The organism is Thermochromatium tepidum ATCC 43061 (assembly GCF_009664085.1).
In the GTDB taxonomy this organism is placed as follows: domain Bacteria; phylum Pseudomonadota; class Gammaproteobacteria; order Chromatiales; family Chromatiaceae; genus Thermochromatium; species Thermochromatium tepidum.
The window spans coordinates 372,845-391,605 of sequence record NZ_CP039268.1 but is presented as its reverse complement, the minus strand read 5'-3'; the positions used below and the strand labels follow the sequence as shown (position 1 = coordinate 391,605).

The window sequence follows — 18,761 nt, the reverse complement described above, 5'->3', positions numbered from 1 at the left end:
ACCCAGGGCCGCGATCACCAGGTCGAACTCACCCGCCCCCCATCGAGTCCGCCCTTGCGCGAACGGATCGCCTGGGCGAGCTGGTGCACCGCCATGGCGTAATAGGTACTTTGATTGTAGCGTGTAATGACGTCGAAGTTCTTGAGTCCCAGCCAGTATTCATAGCCACCCTGGGCGTCGAGTTCGAGCAGGCTGACGGCTTCGGCCCGCCCGAGCGGGCGCATGGGCGTGATACCGTGACTGGCAAGCTCGTTCAATCCATAGCGGGTCTTGAAACCTGTCTTCATCGCATGCGCGCTCGCTACCGAACGGACCTGGGCGGGCACCGCCACCGGCTCGCCCGGCTGCCAGCCGTGGTGACGGAAATAATTGGCCACACTGCCGATGGCATCGGACGGATTCCAGAGGTCGCGCTGGCCATCGCCATCGTGGTCGACCGCATGCTCGCGGAAGCTCGAGGGCATGAACTGCCCGAGCCCCATGGCACCGGCAAAGGATCCACGCAGTGCGAAGGGATCCAGGTTCTCTTCTTTCGCCATGACCAGGAACTGTTCTAGCTCGCCGGCGAAGTATTCGGCGCGACGCGGATAGGCGAAGGCGAGTGTGGCCAGGGCATCGAGGATGCGCGTCTTGCCCGTGAAGCCACCGTAGCGCGTTTCGACCCCAATGATGGCGACGATGTATTCGGGGGGGACCCCATAGCGTGCGGCGGCGCGTTCAAGTGCAACCTCGTTGCGTCGCCAGAAGGCAACCCCGTTGTTGATGGAGTCCTCGCTCAGGAACTTGGCCCGGTAGCGCGTCCAGGCCCCGCTCGGTCCAGTCGCTTGGCGGGGCGACTGCTGGTCCATGAGATCAATGATGGACGGCTGAAGCCGCGCGCCCGAGAGGATGGCCGCCGTGCGTTCGGGCGGATAGCCGTGCCGGCGCATGCGCTCGATGAAGGCGTAGACCCCGGGCGCCCCGGCAAAGTCGCCGCTGACCGAGACTGGTCGGACGTGATAGGACATATCCTCGCGCGTCGGTGAAGTGCCGCAACCGACCAGCGCCAGGATCAATAACCAGGGCAGGAGTCGCACGCGAGGCATGATGGACTGAGCTCACTCCAAAACCAGGATGGCGTCCATCTCGACCCTGGCGCCCTTAGGCAGGGCCGCCACGCCGATGACTGCGCGCGCTGGATAGGGTTCTTGAAAATACTCGGCCATGATCTGATTGACCAAGGTGAAGTCATCGAGGTCGATGAGAAAGACATTGAGCTTGACAATCTCGGTGAGATCGCCGCCAGCGGCCTGAGCGACCGCGCGCAGGTTGTCGAAGACGCGCCGGATCTGGGCGCCCATGTCGCCCGCGATCAGTTCCATGGTCTCGGGCACCAGCGGAATCTGGCCGGAGAGATAGACGGTCCGATCGCTGCGGACGGCCTGCGAATAGGTACCGATGGCGCGCGGTGCCTGATCGGTGCGGATGATCTGTTTGGTCATGGTGTTCTGGTTCTCTTAAAGGCTCAGGGTCGGGATGCGAATCGCCGTCGCCACCAGCGTCGGCGATTGTTGGGGGCGGCCCGGCTCGCAGGCAGGTCGCAGGGCGGAATCCGGCTCATCACCCAGCCCGGTAGCGGCGGATTGGTGCTAAACCCGCAGGACACGCCCAGATTATGCGGATCATAGATCTTGATCAGGGTCGGCTCGTCCAGGTCATCGGCGTAGACGATGCCGCAATAATCATGAGGGTGCTCGGCACGCAGCAGGGTATCGAGTTCGGCGACAAAAGCCAGCACCTGGGCGGCCTCGGACGGCGCGACCGGGGGCGGCTCGCCAACGGCATAGAGATACCAGCCAGCGTCGGCGTGCTCACGCACCCGTTCCCAGAGCGCGTCGAGCTGAGGCCAGCGCAGGGCCGAGGTGAAGCTCCCGCCGAAGGCGACGAGAAAGGGGTCGATCCGCTCTGAATTCGCGCTCAAGGCCGGACTCCTCTTCATTCAAGCGTCATCGAGATCTATAATCGCAGCCTTATCGATTTCAGATCAACCGCCATGCCCGCCCTCTATCATTCCAATCTCCCCCCTCTCAAGCGGATCGCGCGCGGCAAGGTCCGCGATCTCTATCGGATCGACGACGACCATCTGCTCATCGTGGCCACAGATCGGCTCTCCGCCTTCGACGTGGTGCTGCCCGATCCCATCCCCGGCAAGGGCGAGGTGCTGGCGCGGTTATCGTGCTTCTGGTTCGCGCGCACGGCTGACCTCATCCCCAATCATCTCACCGAGATCCCGGTGTCTTCGGTGGTGACGGACCCTCAAATGCGCGCCGAACTCGGCGACCGCGCCCTGGTGGTGCGCCGCCTCCAGCCGCTCCCGGTCGAGGCCATCGTGCGCGGCTATCTGATCGGCTCGGGCTGGAAGGACTATCAGGCCAGGGGCGCGGTCTGTGGTATCGCCCTGCCGCCAGGTCTGCGTCAGGCCGACCGCCTACCCGAGCCCATCTTCACCCCCTCGACCAAGGCCGGGCCGGGCGCGCATGATGAGAACGTCGATTTCGCGCGCACCGTCGATCTGATCGGTCGCGAGCTGGCCGAGCAGGTGCGCGACACCAGTCTGGCCATCTATCGGCGCTGCGTCGCCTATGCGCTGGAGCGCGGGATCATCATCGCCGACACCAAGTTCGAGTTCGGGCTCGATCACGACGGGCGGTTGTATCTGATCGACGAACTCCTGACCCCGGATTCATCGCGCTTCTGGCCCGCCGACGCCTACCAGCCGGGCATGAGTCCACCGAGCTTCGACAAGCAGTTCGTGCGCGATTATCTAGAAACGCTCGACTGGGATAAGACCCCACCCGGTCCCAGCCTGCCACCCGAGATCATCGCACGCACGGCGGCCAAATATCGCGAGGCCGAGGAACGGCTGATGGCCTGATCTCCCTCTCACCACCCCTCTCCCGCCAGGGATGGTTGCTCGATGCCCTGATCGTCCGGCGCCCGCTTCCATTCGCCCAAGTTCGTACCTCGACAATCGACCATGAACCAACTCCAGTTGCTCTTCCAGAGGCTGCGGACACAACATCCGCTGACGACCGGCAAACAGCTCCTCGGCGCGCTCGATTGGTCCTGGGCCACGCCGTACAAGGCCTGGCTGCCGCAGCTAACCATGCGCGATGTGCGCGCCGATCTGATCGCCGCACTCACCGGCGCCATCGTGGTGCTACCCCAGGGCGTGGCCTTCGCCACCATCGCCGGGATGCCGCCCGAATACGGCCTCTATGCCGGCATGGTCCCGGCGATCGTCGCCGCCTGGTTCGGTTCATCGCGCCATCTGGTCTCGGGGCCGACCACGGCCGCCTCGGTGGTGCTATTCTCGGCGCTCTCGCCCCTGGCGACCCCTGGGACGCCGGACTATGTCGCACTCGCCCTCACCCTGACCTTCATGGTCGGTGTGATCGAGCTGATGCTGGGCTTTGCGCGCATTGGGGCGCTGGTCAATTTCATCTCGCACTCGGTGATCGTGGGGTTCACGGCCGGTGCGGCGATCCTGATTGCGGCCAAGCAGCTCAAGCACTTCTTCGGCATCCAGATGGACAGCGGCGGCCATCTGCACGACATCCTGTTCGAGTTCCTCCGACACCTCCTGGACTTCAACCCCAGCGCCACCCTGGTGGCCCTAGTGACCCTGGGCCTGGGGATCGCCTGCAAACGCTGGCTGCCGCGCATCCCCTACATGATCCTCGCCCTGCTCGGCGGTAGTCTGCTGGCGCTTGGACTCAGGCAGTGGCTCGGCGAGGAGACGACCCATATCGCCACCGTCGGCGCCCTACCCGCGACCCTGCCGCCGCTCTCGGCCCCCGCGCTGACCCTAGATCACATCCGTGAGCTTGCACCGGCGGCCCTGGCCGTGACCCTGTTCGCCCTGACCGAGGCGATCTCGATCGCCCGGGCACTCGCTGCGCGCGGCGGCTATCGCATCGATGGCAATCAAGAGTTCATCGGCCAGGGGTTGTCCAACATCGCCGGGTCTTTTTTCTCGGGCTATGTGGCCACCGGATCGTTCAACCGCAGCGGCGTCAACTATGAGGCCGGCGCGCGCACCCCCCTGGCCGCGATCTTCGCCGCCTTCATGCTGATGGCGATCGTGCTGCTCGTGGCACCCTATGCGAGCTATCTGCCTAAGGCGGCCATGGCCGGGGTGCTGTTTCTGGTCGCCTGGGGGCTGATCGACCTCAAGGAGATCCGCCACATCCTGCATTCATCCAAGCGCGAGACGGCAGTGTTGGCCGTGACCTTCTTCTCGGCGCTGTTTTTGGACCTGGAGTTTGCGATCTTTGCCGGGGTACTGCTGTCCCTGGTGCTCTATCTGGAACGCACCTCCAAGCCGCGCATCGTCACCCTGGCCCCGGATCCCAGGCTGCCCAAACACGCCTTCTCCAGCGATCCCGAGGTGGTCCAGTGTCCACAGTTGCGTTTCGTGCGCATCGATGGCTCGCTGTTCTTTGGCTCCGTGGCCCATGTCGAGCAATATTTCGACCGGCTGCGCGCCGAGTATCCTGAGCAGAAACATCTGGCCCTGATCGCTAACGGGATCAACTTTGTTGACCTCCAGGGCGGTCATACGCTGGTGGCGGAGGCCGAGCGGCGTCGCTGCGAGGGTGGCGGGATGTATCTGATCAACGTCAAGCAGGGGCTGTGGGAGTCGCTAGAGCAATGCGGCTGTCTGGAGGCCACGGGTGGGCGCAACGTCTTCCAGTCCAAGACCGCCGCGGTGCGGGCCATCTATCAGAAGCTCGACAAGGCGGTGTGTGCCACCTGCGACAGGCGCATCTTCCAGGAGTGCCAGGAGGCAAAGGCCGCATGAGGGCGATGATCCTGGCCGCGGGTCGCGGTGCGCGGATGCGTCCGCTCACCGACCACAGCCCCAAGCCGCTGCTGGTCGCCGGCGGCAAGCCCCTGATCCAGTATCACCTCGAACGCCTGGCGGCGGCCGGGATCCGCGAGCTGGTGATCAATCATGCCCATCTGGGCGCACAGATCGAGGCGGCGCTCGGAGACGGCGCGCGATTTGGGGTCAGGATCCAGTATTCGCCCGAAAACCCGGCCCTGGAGACCGGCGGTGGGATCCTCAAGGCCCTGCCGCTGCTCGGCCCCGAACCCTTCTTGGTCATCAACGGCGATGTCTGGTGCGATGTCGATTTCGCCGGACTGGCGATCGAGGCCGGGGATCTCGCGCATCTAGTGTTGGTCGCCAATCCGCCCCATCACCCGGACGGCGACTTTGCGCTCAGCGACGGGCGCGTCCTGGATCGAGGCGCCCCACGCCTGACCTTCAGTGGCATCGGGGTCTATCGGCCCGAGCTGTTCGATGGGCAGCGTCCGGGCGTCTTTCCGCTCGCCCCGCTGCTCCGTCGGGCGATGGCCACCGGTCAGGTCGGCGGCCGGCGCCATGACGGGCATTGGTTCGACATCGGGACACCCGAACGCCTGGCCGCCCTGGACGCCTGGTTGAATCGGTAGCCAGGCGGCTCCAAGGGTTCATGGCCAACCTCAAAGATCGAACGCCTCGGGTGCCGGCCAGTCGATCCATCCTCCAGGCAGGGCAGCGACCTCAGTGCGACCGATCAATTCCAACAGCTCGGGAGCGCCGTAGCGGCCATCATCGCCAAGGCGGTACGCGGATTGTGGCATTTCACACCCCTCAAGTCTTTCGGAATCGTGTGACCTAAGGCTCAGCGCACCAGATTGCCGGCCTGCTGGTCGGCGTGATAGGACGAGCGCACCAGGGCGCCGCTGGCAACATTGGAAAAGCCCATCTCCTCACCGACGCGCCGCAGGGCATCGAACTCATCCGGCGTCCAGTAGCGGCGCACTGGCAGATGATCGCGCGAGGGCTGGAGATATTGCCCGAGGGTGAGCATGTCGCAGCCCTGGGTGCGTAGATCGCGCATGACTGCGAGCACCTCGTCCTGGGTCTCGCCAAGCCCAAGCATGAGGCCGGATTTGGTTGGTACTGCGGGGTGGCGTGCCTTAAACGCCTGGAGTAGGGCTAGGGAACCGCGGTAATCGGCGCCCGGACGCACCTCGCGATAGAGACGCGGGACGGTCTCCAGGTTGTGATTGAAGACGTCCGGGATGGCCTCGCCTGTGAACTGATCGAGCGCCACCGACTCGCGACCGCGAAAATCTGGCACCAGACATTCGAGCCGGGTGTTGGGATTGCGCGCGCGGATAGCACGCAGACAGGTGGCAAAGTGCCCGGCCCCACCATCGCGCAGATCGTCGCGATCGACCGAGGTGATGACTGCATAGCGCAACCCCAGGCGCGCGATCGACTCGGCCAGATGGACCGGCTCATCCGGGTCGGGTGGCTGGGGGCGACCGTGGGCAACATCACAGAAGGGACAGCGGCGGGTACAGACATCACCGAGGATCATGAAGGTCGCCGTGCCATGCGCAAAGCACTCGCCCAGATTCGGGCACTGGGCCTCTTCGCAGACCGTCGCCAGTCTGTACTCGCGGAGTAGCTTCTTGATTCGCGCCACACCCGGACCGACAGGGGCGCGCGCGCGAATCCAGTCCGGCTTGCGCAGCCCAGGGGCTTGGGTCTCGACCCTGACCGGGATACGCGCGAGCTTGTCCTGGCCGCGCTGGTGGGTATCGGGTGTGGCGCGCGAGGGCGCATGTAGAGAATCCGGCGTTGACATGGCGTCCTGGTCGAGCGGCTGGGAGTTGCAGAAGCTGGGCGAATCAGTCGCTCAGCATACGAGCGACGAGCAGCCCGAACCAGGGGGTAAACCACTCGGGGTGCAGACGCAGGGCACGCTTGATCGCCGGCACCGACATCCAGCGCCAGGCGCCGATCTCAGTCGGATCTGGACGCGGGGCCTCAGTGTGGGTGCCGTAGAAGACATGCAGATATTCATGCTCGATCAGGCCGGTCGCCTGGTCCTCGGCCCGGTACACGAACTCGGCCCGCTCGTTCAGCGGCACACGGATCCCGAACTCTTCCTTCAGACGCCGAACGGCCGCCATCGGCGTAGTCTCGCCCGGACGCGGATGGCCACAACAGGTATTCGACCAGCGTGAGGCAAAGTGATATTTGCTGGCCGCACGGCGCTGCAACAGCAGCTCACCCTGGGGGTTGAAGACCAGGATCGAGAAGGCACGATGCAGCTGGCCGAGCCGATGCGGTTTGAGCTTGTCGGCAACCCCGATGGGTCGATCCTGCTCGTCGACGAGGATCAGCTGCTCGGCTGCATCGCGCTGGGCGGCCCGTTCCAGATCGGACGCCGCCGGACGGGGCAGGATGTGAGCCTTCAACGGCCACCTCCAGCGCGCTTCGATTCAGAAGCTGGATCAGACGGCTGAGACGAGGCGGCTTGCGCGTGCGCCGGCTTGCCGAAGGCAGTGATCGCTGCACCGAGTTCGGGATGACGCCTGGCCCGTTCATCCAGCGTCTCGCCGGCGACGATCGCCCCCCAGGCCTGACGGAGGCTGGCTGCCCCAGCGCGCGGACCCAGCGGATGACCGAAGACACCGCGTCCCGGTACGAACCCGAAATCGACCGTACCCAGCCGTTCATACAAGGGGCGCAGGGTGCCGGCCCAGTCGCTGCCGCCCGGCACCGGCAGACTCGGCTTGATCGGACCCATGGGCTCGAGACAGGCCTGGACACAGGCCAGGACCTCGTCATCGTTCATGTGCATGCGGGCCCCGAATCCAGGCATGATGATGACATCATAGCCCGCGAGCCGCTGTAGCTTGGTGATGACCCGGGTATGGACACCGAAACGCTCCAGGCGAGAGCAGGCGGCGATAAAGGGAAAATGTGCCACCAGTGGCACCTGGGCGTGCCGGCGCAACATCCGCACCGCGCTTAAGCCTGTGGGGAGGGCATTGATCAGCAGGGCATTGGCCCCCCGCGCCACGGCGCAATCGTGCAGCTCGACCAGACGATCGACCTCGTCGGTGATGTTGGCCAGATAGATCTTGGGCACGCCGGTCGCGGCCTCGGCCTGTCGCCGCGCTGCACCCAGGAGCTCGGCGCGCCGCTCCAGCGGACACCAGTCGGTGTCGGTCAACATCTCGTCATCCTTGGCGATATCCAACCCGCCGATCCAGCCCTCATATCCCAACTCGCTGAGCGCCTCAGGTGGCAGTCCGATATTGGGCTTGATGACGCCGAAGAAGATCGGGCGATCCTGGACCTGCAACAGCGCCCGCAAACCGGCGACACCGAACTGCGGGCCTTGGAAAGACGCGAGATAAGATTCGGGAAAGGTGATGTCCAGTAGCTTGACGACTGGGATGCCAGGCGCGAAAAACGTCCCCTCACCGCAGACGGTGCTCAGCAGGTTTGGCAACTTTGGTCCAAAGTTGCCGTGCGGATGGGCGATGCGCAGCCGGCAAGCCGTTATGGGGCCCTCTGAATTCGAACCCAGGCCGTAACTGAACTCAGACCGCCGCCCGAGGATCTCGAGAGCGACCACGCGCGCACCGAATCTTGGGCGTAGATCCTCATCCGATCCGACCCGACGCCACTGTGCCGTTGACTGCTCGGAGCAGAAGTGCGCAGCGGCCAGCTTGGGATCGCCGGCACATTCCAGATAGTAATCCAGGAAGAGATAGGCCTCCCGATCCAGGGACGCCTCATCGGCAAAAAAACCGGCCCAGTCGTTTGCTACCATGGAATAAACTGCATTTCAAAAATGAAATCGATAGGGGGCGGGATCAGCCCTGATATTTCAGATGAGACCAGCGATTTGCACGCGTATCTGGCGTTGCGGACGTGGCCCATCGAGCTCGATGAAAAAGATCGACTGCCAATCGCCGAGCAGAAGCCGCCCGTCCTCGATCAGGATGGTCTCAGAGGCATTCATGAACAGCCCGATGAGATGCGCATGGGTGTTGGGACGACCGTCGATCGGATCGATGTCGTGCCGATAGGATGTCTGACCGGGCGGCGCAAGTCGCGTCAGGAAATCGAGCATATCCTGCTGGAGCTTCGGCTCACGCTCGTTCAGGGCCACAAAGGCCGTGGTATGCGCCGAGGTCACCGTCAGCCAACCCTGGCGGACGGGGTGGCGCGCGAACACCTGTCGCACCTGCTCGGAGAGATCGATGAGCTCGATAGGCGCGTGCGTGTGCAAGGAGAGTTGTTCGCAAACAACATGCATCGGGATGGATTCTGGCTTCAGTGGTGCGGCAGACCTAGAATCGAGTAGGGGACGGGGTTACCCCCGTCGCCCTCTCACACCACCGGACGTGCGGTTCCGCATCCGGCGGTTCATTGAACACACTGGAGTCGTCGCATCGTATCGAGCAGCGACACCAGACCTCATCGATCAAAGAAGGACTTCGGGAAGGCCTGGTTCATGTGGCTTGCGCCACTGTTCCACCACGGCCCGCGTTGGTTGAATGCGGAGCGAAACGCCCGCTCCTCCATCAGCCCTGCCTTCATCAAGTTCTTGGCCCGCGTATAAGGGCGCTTCCACTGGCGCCACAGGCTGCAGCGCAGTTTGTGCCTGATCCAGCCATCCAGCTCTTCCACTGCCTTCTTGGTCTCGGTCAGCTTGAAATACGCCATCCAGCCACGCAGGAGCAGGTTGAGTTCGGCGATGACTGTCGTCAGGCGGCGTCCTCGCGCGCCCTTGAGTGCTTCGCGGATTTTGTCTTCCAGCCGTATCAGGCTGGGCGGCGCTATCCTCAGTTTCGGGGCCTCGTATCCGCTTCCTGTTCGTCAGACCAGCGCTTTGCTTCCGGCTTCCTTCAGATTCGCAGTCACCCGCAACACCCTTGCCTTCCGCTAACCCTTCCCCTTGTCGGGCGAATAGAGGACTTTCACCTCCAAGTAAGTGCGCCCTGCCGGGCGCACCAAATAAAGACGCCGGACCGCGGCCCGGCGTCTTAAGTCCCGTCACGGGATCATCCTTGACAACCCCATCACAGCCTTTGCGCTGCAGGCGCAGGGGCGACCTCTTCAACTGGAGCTGGCTCGACTGAGCCTGCCGCCTCCGCAGCACCTGGCTCCGCAGCGGCTGGCACGGCCTCCGCCGCAGGTACCTCCTGAGCTGGGGCCTCAGGTGCTGCCTCGGTCGCCGCGGCAGGGGCGGCCTCGGACGCCGGCGCCGACCCAGCGAGGGCCTCCTGGGTCACAGCAGTTTTATAGAGCCCAGGATAATCCTTGGCCATCTGGGCGCCATAGAGCGGCTTATTGACGGCCTGATGGCAGGTCATGCAGCTGACCCGGAGCGGATCACCATAAGGACCCTTACGCGACGCCGGCAGCACGTCGTTGAGCGGCCAGATATAGTTCTGGTTGATATCGCGGACGTGACGGATCGCATACCAGGCCGTGGTGCGCTTGGGCGTGCTCTGGGTCCAGTCGTTGAAGGCACGGGTATTATGGCAGAAGGTGCAGCCCACACCCAGCGAGTCGGAGATGTTCATCATCAGACCGAAGGTCCACTCCGCCTGCTTGAGTGAGGCTGGGTTGCTGCCAGCCAATGCCGCATTCCCCGTGATCCGGATCTCATTGGCCTGATCCAAGAAGGGTGTGAGTGGATCAAAGGGCAGCGAGGCATAGGCCACGGTCTTCGAGCCATAGTTCTGGCCCGTCGGCTTCAGACCCGAGGGATATTTCGGACCTGGATCCGTGACCCAGGCATACTTCGGCACCGGATTGCCGCGGTGACAGGTGTAACAGGTCACACCGGTCTCGGCCACATGCGCCTTCCAATCGCTGTTGGCCGCCCGGACCAGCTCGAACATCCGGCGCGACACCACCTTGGTGTAGATGTCGTCGGAGGCCCAGTTGCCAGGGACGTGGCAATAATTGCAGCCTTCCTTCGGCGATACCCAGGTGGTCACTGCGACCATGGTCCGGGTGAACTCTCCCACGCTCAGGTCCTTCAGGACCTGGACGTTTTGATACACCTCTGAGGCCTTGGGTCCAGTCGAGTCGGCCGCCGGCAAGGATTCGACGGGCTGATTGGCCTGGATGCTCAAGGCGCGCTGGCGCTTGTTGTAGTAGTTCTCCATACCCACCCCACGATAACCGATCTGTTCGGTTCCTGGGGGGGGACCTTCGCAGCCAAGCAGCATCACTGAGGCGACCACGATCACTGCCGGCAGAGTCAGTTGCTGTGCAGGACTCATTGCATCACCTCCGCCGCTGTTTCATATGGATTTACGGCAGTCACGACCTCTGGATAGGCTGGGGCCATCCCGTGCTTCACGGCCCACAGATACCAGTTATCGACGACCGTCCCGCTCAGAAGGATCCCGATCCCCGCCGTGATCACGGTCAGGACCGCGCACCACCAGGCCCAGCGATGGATGGATTCCATGGTGGCATTGAAGCCCATGGTCCAGCGCCAGAAGAGCGCGGCACGCTCAGCGGCCGTACCACGATGGGTGATCTGATCGATCTCGCGATCACCCCCGAAGCGGCTCACCGACAGAATGGTCGCACCATGCATAGCGAACAGCAGGGCCGAGCCATACAGGAAGGCGATCGAGAGCATGTGGAACGGATTGTAGTAGAGATTGCCGTACCGGATTGAGAAGGCGGCCGTCCAGTCGAGGTGCGGGAAGATGCCGAAGGGCACGGCCTTGGCCCAGCTCCCCATCATGACCGGGCGGATGAAGCCCAGGACCAGATAGAAGAAGATCGCCGCCGCAAAGGCCCAGGACAGATGCTGACTCATCCCAAGCGCCTCGGCGCGCTTATAGGTACGCACCCACCACAACAGGATCGACAGGGTCAGAAACAGCCCCGCCATCAACCACCAACCCCCTTCGGACAGAGGCGGAATCCGCAGCCCATACTGGGGTGGGGGCGGCTCCAGACCCAGCCAGAAGAAGTGCTTGAGGAACTGGAAGACATCCCAATGCACCGACGCCAGCATGTTGAAGCCGATGATCGAGATGGCCACCAGACCGAAAAAGATCGAGAGCGTCCCCGTCAGACCGAGATAGATCGGCCCAATTTGGGCATCACCGATTTTACCGAGCCAATACGAGAAGATTGGTCGACCAATGCGCGGCAGGTTGCCCTTCGGCAAGGGCACCCCCGGATAGGCCGGGGCACGCACCTGCACAGCCGTAAAGATATTTTGATATTCTGGCATTGTCGTCTCCTAATCCTTTACCACAGCGGGAGCTCAAGCCACCAGTTCCACCATTCTGGCCAACCACGAGTCCAGAAGGGGCCGCTGATCAGGATACAGACCGCGCTCCAGAATGCCGCACTCAGGGCCAGGAACAGACCCAGGCGATGGATGGCAAGCGCGCCGATGGAGTAACCCACGATGTCGCGGAAGAAGGTGTTTTCATGCTCGCTGGTCTTGACCGGTTCGCCCTTCTGCGGATTGGTCACCGACAAGATCAACGAACCGTGCATGGACAGCGCTAGACAGTTAGTGAAGAAGAAACTGATGGCGAGCATGTGCGCCGGATTGTAGTGGAAATGCAGGAACTGATAGCCCACATTTGACACCCAATCGAGGTGACTCAAGATCCCGTAGGGGAAGCCGTGCCCCCAGGCGCCCATCAGGAGCGGGCGCACGAAGACCAGCACCAGATAGGCGCCGATCGCAAAGGAGAAGGCGAAGGGGACATGGAAACCGATGCCGAGCTTGCGACAGATCTCAACCTCGCGCAACGCCCAGGAGATGAAAGCGCCCGCGGCACAGATCGTGATGATCTGCCACAGACCGCCCTCGGTGAGAGGAGCCATCCTCAACCCATAACTCAGATCCGGAGGCGCGATGCTGATCCGCCACAGGTTATAGGTTTGGAGATCGGACGTAGGACCGGTCGGTCCAATGGTTGCGCCCCATACGATCAGGAGCACGCCTAGCAAGGTGAAGCAGAAACCTACGACCCCAAAGAAGCCGACGTAAAACGGCCCCACCCAGAAATCAAATAGGTCTCCCCCAATCAGCGTCCCGCCACGGACGCGGTATTTTTTCTCAAAACTGAGCATGGCCATCGTAATACCCTCTGCTGGGGAGGTGCTCTATGATGCTCTATGAGACCAAAATCACCTCCACTGGCACTCTGGCACTATAGACGGCGAGAGGGATTCACCTGGCGGACAAATCCCATCCCACCGCCCCTCAAGATCGTCTATACCCACACCCGGGTATAGCCGAGCGTTATTTCTTGCCCAGCGCCTGATAGCTCACAGGGATATTGTCATCCAGCCAGTTCAGATCGGTGCTGAGCACGATCATATGGATGAGCAGACCCAGAACGATCTGGAACGCAACGATCGACACCAGCACCCGCCGCGGATCGAGGATCAACCAAATCTTATAAAGATTTGCATTCATCGTGAACATATTCGTTTCTCCCGACAAAATTAATGGGCCTTAAACCGTCGCCGCCGCTTTTGCGGCAGCGGCCGAAACCAGACCTGCGACCTATCTGGCCATTACAGCCAAGGACGATACAGCCAGGCCAACAGGTGGGCGATCACGACCAAGCCAAACCACGCATACATGCTCTGCATGAAGATCGCGTGGAACTCCTTCGCCTCGTCGTCGGTCAAGCCGGTCAAACTCTTCTGTTCAGCCATTGTGTAGTTCCTCCAAAACTAAGGAGTTGAGCCTCAGGTTACGCCGCACTCAGGGGTACGACAGGGAGTGCCATGTACGAACCAACCACAGCAGAGAGGCACACCCGTACCAGCTGTGCCCCCATTCACTCGGTAGCCTCAAGGGCTACACGTTTGAAGCCTTTGTCTTGAGCGCCCCAGGATGGCGATTGCCTTCGTGATCACAGCATGACTGCATGTTGCATGCGATACCTGCCATCGCCAATGGATGGCTCAAGATGGGTGTTAGTCTAGCTTGACTCAAGCGGATGTCAACTAAAATTTACATGTCCCTGTCAAGGTAGGATTCATCGCTGACGCGGTCCCAACGCTAGACCAACGCCTCGCTGGAGGGACTCCCCCCTAGGGAAGTGCTGATTGAATCAGCGCTTCCCGTCCGGGCCTGACGCGAGCAAGGACTTAAAACTATTTTTTTAGGAAACACTGTCCCTCTCCCCGCTCGCGGGGGAGAGGGATTGAATCAGCGTGTTCTTAGACTGATCCGGGCTCGGTCTGGATCGCCATCAGCCGTTTGAGCGTCACCCGCTCCTCGCCGGCGGCGCGCGCGGCCCGCTCGGCGGCATCGCGCAGACGCTTGGCGGCAGAGATGCGCACCAGCACCGGCTGAGACTCGACGATGGCCTCGAGACACGCGCGTGCGTCCTCGTCCCAGGGTAGCTCGCGGTGCAGACGGGCGGGTGTGGGCTCGACCCTATCCAGCTCGGTGCCGAGCGGGAGGATGTGGAATAGGGCGTCGAACATAGCGTTGCAGACCTCCTGGACCAGATAGGTCGCACCGGCGTAGCCCATGAAGGGCGTGCCAGTGTGGCGGCGGATCACGGTGCCGGGGAAGGAGGCCGGGATATAGGCTGCGCGCGCACCCTTTTCCGTGAGATACATGCGCTCGTTGTAGCTGCCAAAGAGGATCAGCGGTGGTTTCTCATGGACGGCGGCACGGATGGCGTCGTTGTCGATCTTGACGCCGGGGCGGCGGGCGAAGGCGAAGTGACAGGGTAGGCCCAGTTCGTCTTCGAGGAAATGACGCAGACCGCGACTGTAGGTCTCGCTGGCGCAGACGCCAAAGCTCGCGGTGCCGAAGAAGTCCTGGGTCACTGAGCGCCACAGGTCCCAGATCGGTTTGAGTGTGGTGTGCTTTTCGCGCTCGATAAAGGGTTCGGGGTCGAGTCCGAGGAGCTCGCCGAGGGCGCGCAGGAACTTGGTGGTGCTGTGCAGTCCGATCGGAGCCTGGAGATAGGGTTTGCCCAGGGCCTCGCACAGGGTGCGGCCGAACTCGCGATAGAGACAGATGTTGACATCGGCGTCGGCGAGCCTGGGGACGTCGTCGAGATGGCTGCCGAGCGGGAAGCTCAGGTTGACCTCGGCGCCGATACCCTCGACCAGGCGGCGGATCTCGGCCAGGTCCGAGGGCATGTTGAAGGTGCCGTACATGGGGCCGATGATGTTGACACGCGGCCTGTCGCCGGCGGTGCGCGGCTTGGGTTTGCTTTTGGCGGCCCCTTTCTTTGGGCCGTACTGGGTCCAGAGCCAGTACATGGCGCGGTTGGCGCTCTGCCACTGGTCCTCGTCGATGGTACGCGGCAGGAAGCGCAGGATGCCGGTGCCTTCGGGGGTGACGCCGCCGCCGATCATCTCGGCGATCGAGCCGGTGACGACCACGGCCGGCTGGGTCGGGTCAAGGGTCTCGAAGGCGCGGCGCAGTGCCTGCTCGGTGCCATGCTGGCCGAGTTCTTCCTCGCCCAGCCCGGTCACGACGACCGGCAGTTCGTGTGGCGGCAGTCCGTCGGTGTAGTGCAGCACGGCCGTCACGGGCAGGTTTTCGCAGCCCACCGGCCCGTCGATGATCACCTGCAAGCCCTTAATGGCGGTGAAGACATAGACGGAGCCCCAGTAACCGCCCGCGCGGTCGAGGTCTTTGATCAGCATTCGGGGAGTTCCTCCTCCAGGGAGTTGAGAGTTGCGCAGGCCTTATGGAAAAAATTTGTAGAGATCAAGCTTTCAGTAGATCCTTCGACAGGTCGGGTCCGGTCGATACAAACTGCTGCCTGACGACCCGCCCCCAATACTCGTCCTGATAGACGTCTTCCTGAAAATTGTTTCCGACAAACTCGCCAACCGCCTTCCGCCAGAATTCAGTGGCGTACTTGGCACCGCTGATTTGCTTGATCTCCCAACAGCCTTGGTGCATCTTGAATATCTCAATGGCAAACCGCTTCCCTAGCGCCTGTTTCCTGAAACTCGGAACAATATAAAACTCACACCTCGAAGTACTGCTCGCCTGATTTTGCTTTCACAGCAGCAAGGCCAATCGGCGATTTTTTCTCATAAAGCAAGTAGCCAAGCACATTTCCGCCAATCTGACTATCCAGCTCGAACAGACCGTTTTCATTCGGCTTTTTTCGGTAATGGCAGAAAACTCTCCTCCGTAGCTCTGACATAAACAAATAAACAGAGAAATTACAGCTATCGACCTGGATGATATCCATTTTCCTCCACCCAACACAGGCTGAAGCTCTTTTGCCTTCCAGCATCCTTGGGATTCCCCAATAAATTTAGCGGCGAGCAAATCGAGTTCGCTGCAACACAGTCTTAGGCACAGGAATTTCGGATGGCGGAGAAACAAATGGGTGTCCGGCAGCAACCCGCTCAGTTTCCGATTTTTTCAGGTCGGCATAAATTGCACGCAAATCATAATTAAACTTAGCGGCATGTGCATCCCGAATAGACCGTACTTCATCAATGATTTCGTCATTCAACATTTTCTTCTCCAAGAATCTCTTCCGGCGTGCAAATGAACGGCAAATAAGCCAATTTGTTCGAGTTGTTCGGCAATGCCTCTTTGTATCTCAGGGTTTGCAATGCGTCGACAATTCCATGTCAGCAAATAATCCACACCATTGACTGTGGCAATTGCTATGTGTAACGCATCTTCTGCGGCCTTGGGCGGAATAATACCCCGCTCCACCAACAATTCCGCGATCTGGACCGCTTGCTCGGTGATCAAGAGAAGAGGGATATCGCTCAACACAGCCAGCCGTTTTCTGGCTGCATCCGGATCACCGGCACCACATTCACGAAATACCAATTCAGAAACAAATAATTCGTACTGATTCCGGGTTTCCCACCAAGCAAGAGTAATTTGCTGATGAGCCGCTCCGAGAATGGTCTTGCTTGGGCGAGCCGTCAGATAGCTGATTACAGAAGTTTCAACGTAGACTTTGCGCTTCATGAACCTAGGCTATATTTTCTATGCGGCTTGTTCAGGCAGCGGCAGCTGACAATGACCAGCTACGATACCTTTGACCGTGATCTCCTCATCAAGCTCTTCCCAGTGCAGCGCATAGCCGTTAAGTTCCAGCATGACTTTATTTGAGTTCTTCGTTTGATGCGGCCCGCAAAATTCTGAACCTGTCTGCGGGAAAGCCGATGATTCTTCCGTCGGTCAATTTAATGAAGATTACGCGACCCTCTGCCCAAGCCCGAAGTCATCCCATTCCACACATTTTCATAAGTTATGAGTCTCCCTGGCGTATTTGATCCCGGCCGCGAAGTCCATGACACGCTGCAAACCGAGCCAAATGGTCTTGACGCCGGGTTCGCTATCGCCCTTTCGTCCAAGGAATCCGCCCTGGCGCGCAATCAGACGCAGCACTTCGTTGAGCCGTGGCGGTTGTGTGGGCACGGGCTTCTTGGCCAGGATGTACGCCGCCTCCCATTCCTCGGGCTTAAGCAGCAGACTGGCGTCGAGATCAGGCACGGTGCGCCCCAGCCGCATGGGTCGCGCGATGCGCCAACTGACCACCAGAAACAGGGCCAAGGCGCGTTCCAAGCGTTCCACGGTGCTCAGTTGCAAGGCCTCAACGCGGCAGCCGATACTTTTATGCTCACGCTTACTCACAAGCGCCAACGCTTGCACGCTCAAAAAAGAGCGCGGGGTTATCTCCCAAAGCTCGCAGGAAAATCCCGCGAGCGCCGTTGATGTCACGATCCACGGTAATTCCACCGCTGGTGATGGTCTTGGATCCGCCGATCTGTTTGATCGCGCCGGTCCAACTGGCAGTCTTGCTGGTACAGGCTTCACTGACCCGCCGCACGACCTTGCCAACCCGCTTCGCCGCCGCTTCCAGGCGTTGACCGAAGCGGAAGAAGGCGTAACCGAGCATCGCCCTGACCGACTTTGCCTGGATCTTACGTCTCGATCTCGCCGTCATCTCTCTAATCTCGAAGGTCGGCAGGAGGATCAGGTCGAAGCGGTCCAGCAGGAAGCGAATCGACTGGAAGTGCAACTCGTCCACCAAATTACGGATCTTCCAGCGCAATCGATTTGCCGCCTTCTTGAGCCGGGCCTTCTGACGACACTTGGCCCCGGCGATCCGCGGGTAGATACCCGCGTCCTTGAGGGCGGACGACGGGATGAAACAGACTGTTTCGGGTTTTTACGTGAGCGAAAGCGCAGCTTAAAGGGTTCGCCAGTTTGTCTCCACCGCTGAATCCCGTTGGAGAACGCTTTGTAGGCGTCCTCAACGGCAATCTTCTTGATCTGGTAGGGGACAGGTTTGGCCCAGTCCGGCAGACTGGCCAGGATCCGTTTGGACGCCCCCATCCAGTGACCCGCCCGTTCCTCTTTGGGCAGACCGAGATGCTTGACGGTCTCGTTGTAAACGTATCTTGAGGTTCCGAGCCACTGCCGAAACAGGTTTCTCTGCGCCGCCGTCGGGTAGATCCGGATGCTTTTGGTCTTGATGACTTCGCCGGCCGTGGTTTCGGTACAAGGTGGCGAGTAGATTGGAGGTGAGTTCGGCTTCTCGGGGTTGATCCACTGGTTGATCGAGAACCACGACCTCACCGCCGTTGTGCTCGACGAGGAAGGCGATGAGGTCGAAGCCGAACCTTGCAAGTCGGTCACGGTGGGCAACCACAACCCGGAGCTTATCGCCGCGCAGGAGTCGTTCCAGTAAGGCGCGCAGACCTTTGCGCTTGAAGTTGAGCCCGCTGCCGATGTCCTGGATGACTTCCGCGTCCGGGTAGGCGCGTCGTAGGTAGGCGTCCACATCGAAGAGTCGTTGCCCGGCGGGGTTGCGAATGCTTGGGATGATTCCAAGATCTGCATATTTACGGAGTGTATTGGGATGCATCCCAAGTTCGGCGACCGCCTTCCGTA

Annotated in this window: 24 protein-coding genes and 2 pseudogenes; 3 read left to right on the top strand and 23 right to left on the bottom strand. The window is 61.3% G+C overall.

Features of this window, described 5'->3' with window-relative positions; all coding sequences use genetic code 11:
• Positions 1-14: 14 nt before the first annotated feature.
• Genes mltB through E6P07_RS01865 form a run of 3 tightly spaced genes read right to left on the bottom strand, consistent with a single transcriptional unit; the run spans position 15 to position 1,978 of the window.
• Positions 15-1,085, bottom strand: a complete 1,071-nt coding sequence (mltB, locus tag E6P07_RS01875) for a lytic murein transglycosylase B (RefSeq protein ID WP_153974036.1) — start codon at positions 1,083-1,085, stop codon at positions 15-17.
• Between the two features lie 12 nt (positions 1,086-1,097).
• On the bottom strand, positions 1,098-1,481 hold the full coding sequence (locus tag E6P07_RS01870; protein ID WP_153974035.1) for a RidA family protein: 384 nt from the start codon (positions 1,479-1,481) through the stop codon (positions 1,098-1,100).
• A gap of 23 nt (positions 1,482-1,504) precedes the next feature.
• Positions 1,505-1,978 (bottom strand): hypothetical protein, encoded by a 474-nt coding sequence (locus E6P07_RS01865; protein ID WP_153974034.1) that lies wholly within the window; start codon positions 1,976-1,978, stop codon positions 1,505-1,507.
• A gap of 54 nt (positions 1,979-2,032) precedes the next feature.
• Here E6P07_RS01865 and E6P07_RS01860 point away from each other — a divergent pair, with 54 nt between their 5' ends.
• The 3 genes from E6P07_RS01860 (at position 2,033) to murU (ending at position 5,499) form a co-directional block, all read left to right on the top strand.
• Positions 2,033-2,914, top strand: a complete 882-nt coding sequence (locus E6P07_RS01860; protein ID WP_153974033.1) for a phosphoribosylaminoimidazolesuccinocarboxamide synthase — start codon at positions 2,033-2,035, stop codon at positions 2,912-2,914.
• Positions 2,915-3,016: 102 nt separating this feature from the next.
• Entirely contained in the window at positions 3,017-4,843 is a 1,827-nt protein-coding gene (locus tag E6P07_RS01855; protein WP_153974032.1) for a SulP family inorganic anion transporter, read from the top strand.
• Positions 4,840-5,499 (top strand): N-acetylmuramate alpha-1-phosphate uridylyltransferase MurU, encoded by a 660-nt coding sequence (murU, locus tag E6P07_RS01850; protein WP_153974031.1) that lies wholly within the window; start codon positions 4,840-4,842, stop codon positions 5,497-5,499. Before E6P07_RS01855 ends, murU begins: the two co-directional genes overlap by 4 nt.
• A 30-nt stretch (positions 5,500-5,529) precedes the next feature.
• Here murU and E6P07_RS01845 read toward each other — a convergent pair whose 3' ends face one another.
• The 20 genes and pseudogenes from E6P07_RS01845 to E6P07_RS14120 all read right to left on the bottom strand — a co-directional run.
• On the bottom strand, positions 5,530-5,670 hold the full coding sequence (locus E6P07_RS01845; RefSeq protein WP_153974030.1) for a hypothetical protein: 141 nt from the start codon (positions 5,668-5,670) through the stop codon (positions 5,530-5,532).
• Positions 5,671-5,711: 41 nt separating this feature from the next.
• Positions 5,712-6,686, bottom strand: coding sequence for a lipoyl synthase (lipA, locus tag E6P07_RS01840; RefSeq protein ID WP_153974029.1), 975 nt, complete (start codon positions 6,684-6,686; stop codon positions 5,712-5,714).
• Between the two features lie 43 nt (positions 6,687-6,729).
• Positions 6,730-7,302, bottom strand: a complete 573-nt coding sequence (gene idi, locus E6P07_RS01835; RefSeq protein WP_211363155.1) for an isopentenyl-diphosphate Delta-isomerase — start codon at positions 7,300-7,302, stop codon at positions 6,730-6,732.
• Positions 7,299-8,669 carry a RuBisCO large subunit C-terminal-like domain-containing protein gene (locus E6P07_RS01830; RefSeq protein WP_153974028.1) on the bottom strand — a complete coding sequence of 457 codons (1,371 nt, stop codon included), beginning with the start codon at positions 8,667-8,669 and terminating at the stop codon, positions 7,299-7,301. Before E6P07_RS01830 ends, idi begins: the two co-directional genes overlap by 4 nt.
• Before the next feature lie 57 nt (positions 8,670-8,726).
• A complete protein-coding gene (locus tag E6P07_RS01825) occupies positions 8,727-9,158 on the bottom strand; it encodes a secondary thiamine-phosphate synthase enzyme YjbQ (protein WP_153974027.1) in 432 nt (143 codons plus the stop codon).
• Between the two features lie 161 nt (positions 9,159-9,319).
• Entirely contained in the window at positions 9,320-9,661 is a 342-nt protein-coding gene (locus E6P07_RS01820) for a group II intron maturase-specific domain-containing protein (protein ID WP_281346826.1), read from the bottom strand.
• Between the two features lie 263 nt (positions 9,662-9,924).
• A complete protein-coding gene (gene pufC / locus E6P07_RS01815; protein ID WP_153974026.1) occupies positions 9,925-11,139 on the bottom strand; it encodes a photosynthetic reaction center cytochrome PufC in 1,215 nt (404 codons plus the stop codon).
• Positions 11,136-12,113, bottom strand: a complete 978-nt coding sequence (gene pufM, locus E6P07_RS01810) for a photosynthetic reaction center subunit M (protein ID WP_153974025.1) — start codon at positions 12,111-12,113, stop codon at positions 11,136-11,138. Before pufM ends, pufC begins: the two co-directional genes overlap by 4 nt.
• A 17-nt stretch (positions 12,114-12,130) precedes the next feature.
• Positions 12,131-12,976: a photosynthetic reaction center subunit L gene (pufL, locus tag E6P07_RS01805; RefSeq protein ID WP_153974024.1), complete on the bottom strand. Its 846-nt coding sequence runs from the start codon at positions 12,974-12,976 to the stop codon at positions 12,131-12,133.
• 166 nt (positions 12,977-13,142) lie between these two features.
• Positions 13,143-13,319 carry a light-harvesting antenna LH1, alpha subunit gene (gene pufA / locus E6P07_RS01800; RefSeq protein WP_153974023.1) on the bottom strand — a complete coding sequence of 59 codons (177 nt, stop codon included), beginning with the start codon at positions 13,317-13,319 and terminating at the stop codon, positions 13,143-13,145.
• 101 nt (positions 13,320-13,420) lie between these two features.
• The gene (gene pufB / locus E6P07_RS01795; RefSeq protein WP_153974022.1) at positions 13,421-13,564 is read right to left on the bottom strand and encodes a light-harvesting antenna LH1, beta subunit; all 144 of its coding nucleotides are present in this window, start codon (positions 13,562-13,564) and stop codon (positions 13,421-13,423) included.
• A 510-nt stretch (positions 13,565-14,074) separates the two neighbouring features.
• Positions 14,075-15,526 (bottom strand): chlorophyllide a reductase subunit Z, encoded by a 1,452-nt coding sequence (gene bchZ / locus E6P07_RS01790; protein ID WP_153974021.1) that lies wholly within the window; start codon positions 15,524-15,526, stop codon positions 14,075-14,077.
• 64 nt (positions 15,527-15,590) lie between these two features.
• Entirely contained in the window at positions 15,591-15,788 is a 198-nt protein-coding gene (locus E6P07_RS13690) for a hypothetical protein (RefSeq protein WP_211363154.1), read from the bottom strand.
• Positions 15,789-15,855: 67 nt separating this feature from the next.
• Positions 15,856-16,131 (bottom strand): hypothetical protein, encoded by a 276-nt coding sequence (locus E6P07_RS13685; protein ID WP_211363153.1) that lies wholly within the window; start codon positions 16,129-16,131, stop codon positions 15,856-15,858.
• Between the two features lie 21 nt (positions 16,132-16,152).
• Positions 16,153-16,356, bottom strand: coding sequence for a hypothetical protein (locus E6P07_RS01780; protein ID WP_153974020.1), 204 nt, complete (start codon positions 16,354-16,356; stop codon positions 16,153-16,155).
• Positions 16,353-16,829, bottom strand: coding sequence for a type II toxin-antitoxin system VapC family toxin (locus E6P07_RS01775; RefSeq protein ID WP_153974019.1), 477 nt, complete (start codon positions 16,827-16,829; stop codon positions 16,353-16,355). Before E6P07_RS01775 ends, E6P07_RS01780 begins: the two co-directional genes overlap by 4 nt.
• Positions 16,830-17,105: 276 nt before the next feature.
• Positions 17,106-17,471 (bottom strand): annotated as a pseudogene (locus tag E6P07_RS01765) (IS4 family transposase); the annotation flags it as partial.
• A gap of 19 nt (positions 17,472-17,490) precedes the next feature.
• Positions 17,491-17,919 (bottom strand): zinc ribbon domain-containing protein, encoded by a 429-nt coding sequence (locus E6P07_RS13680; RefSeq protein WP_211363152.1) that lies wholly within the window; start codon positions 17,917-17,919, stop codon positions 17,491-17,493.
• A complete protein-coding gene (locus tag E6P07_RS14125) occupies positions 17,841-18,446 on the bottom strand; it encodes a helix-turn-helix domain-containing protein (RefSeq protein WP_425505152.1) in 606 nt (201 codons plus the stop codon). Before E6P07_RS14125 ends, E6P07_RS13680 begins: the two co-directional genes overlap by 79 nt.
• A pseudogene (locus E6P07_RS14120) lies at positions 18,430-18,735 on the bottom strand (IS607 family transposase); the annotation flags it as partial. The pseudogene E6P07_RS14120 and the gene E6P07_RS14125, both read right to left, overlap by 17 nt.
• Positions 18,736-18,761 lie beyond the last annotated feature (26 nt).

Coding starts and splice junctions, on each gene's coding strand:
- mltB (WP_153974036.1), bottom strand. CDS start 1,085: ATGCCTCGCGTGCGACTCCTGCCCTGGTTATTGATCCTGGCGCTGGTC.
- E6P07_RS01870 (WP_153974035.1), bottom strand. CDS start 1,481: ATGACCAAACAGATCATCCGCACCGATCAGGCACCGCGCGCCATCGGT.
- E6P07_RS01865 (WP_153974034.1), bottom strand. CDS start 1,978: ATGAAGAGGAGTCCGGCCTTGAGCGCGAATTCAGAGCGGATCGACCCC.
- E6P07_RS01860 (WP_153974033.1), top strand. CDS start 2,033: ATGCCCGCCCTCTATCATTCCAATCTCCCCCCTCTCAAGCGGATCGCG.
- E6P07_RS01855 (WP_153974032.1), top strand. CDS start 3,017: ATGAACCAACTCCAGTTGCTCTTCCAGAGGCTGCGGACACAACATCCG.
- murU (WP_153974031.1), top strand. CDS start 4,840: ATGAGGGCGATGATCCTGGCCGCGGGTCGCGGTGCGCGGATGCGTCCG.
- E6P07_RS01845 (WP_153974030.1), bottom strand. CDS start 5,670: ATGCCACAATCCGCGTACCGCCTTGGCGATGATGGCCGCTACGGCGCT.
- lipA (WP_153974029.1), bottom strand. CDS start 6,686: ATGTCAACGCCGGATTCTCTACATGCGCCCTCGCGCGCCACACCCGAT.
- E6P07_RS01830 (WP_153974028.1), bottom strand. CDS start 8,669: ATGGTAGCAAACGACTGGGCCGGTTTTTTTGCCGATGAGGCGTCCCTG.
- E6P07_RS01825 (WP_153974027.1), bottom strand. CDS start 9,158: ATGCATGTTGTTTGCGAACAACTCTCCTTGCACACGCACGCGCCTATC.
- pufC (WP_153974026.1), bottom strand. CDS start 11,139: ATGAGTCCTGCACAGCAACTGACTCTGCCGGCAGTGATCGTGGTCGCC.
- pufM (WP_153974025.1), bottom strand. CDS start 12,113: ATGCCAGAATATCAAAATATCTTTACGGCTGTGCAGGTGCGTGCCCCG.
- pufL (WP_153974024.1), bottom strand. CDS start 12,976: ATGGCCATGCTCAGTTTTGAGAAAAAATACCGCGTCCGTGGCGGGACG.
- pufA (WP_153974023.1), bottom strand. CDS start 13,319: ATGAATGCAAATCTTTATAAGATTTGGTTGATCCTCGATCCGCGGCGG.
- pufB (WP_153974022.1), bottom strand. CDS start 13,564: ATGGCTGAACAGAAGAGTTTGACCGGCTTGACCGACGACGAGGCGAAG.
- bchZ (WP_153974021.1), bottom strand. CDS start 15,526: ATGCTGATCAAAGACCTCGACCGCGCGGGCGGTTACTGGGGCTCCGTC.
- E6P07_RS13690 (WP_211363154.1), bottom strand. CDS start 15,788: ATGCACCAAGGCTGTTGGGAGATCAAGCAAATCAGCGGTGCCAAGTAC.
- E6P07_RS13685 (WP_211363153.1), bottom strand. CDS start 16,131: ATGCTGGAAGGCAAAAGAGCTTCAGCCTGTGTTGGGTGGAGGAAAATG.
- E6P07_RS01775 (WP_153974019.1), bottom strand. CDS start 16,829: ATGAAGCGCAAAGTCTACGTTGAAACTTCTGTAATCAGCTATCTGACG.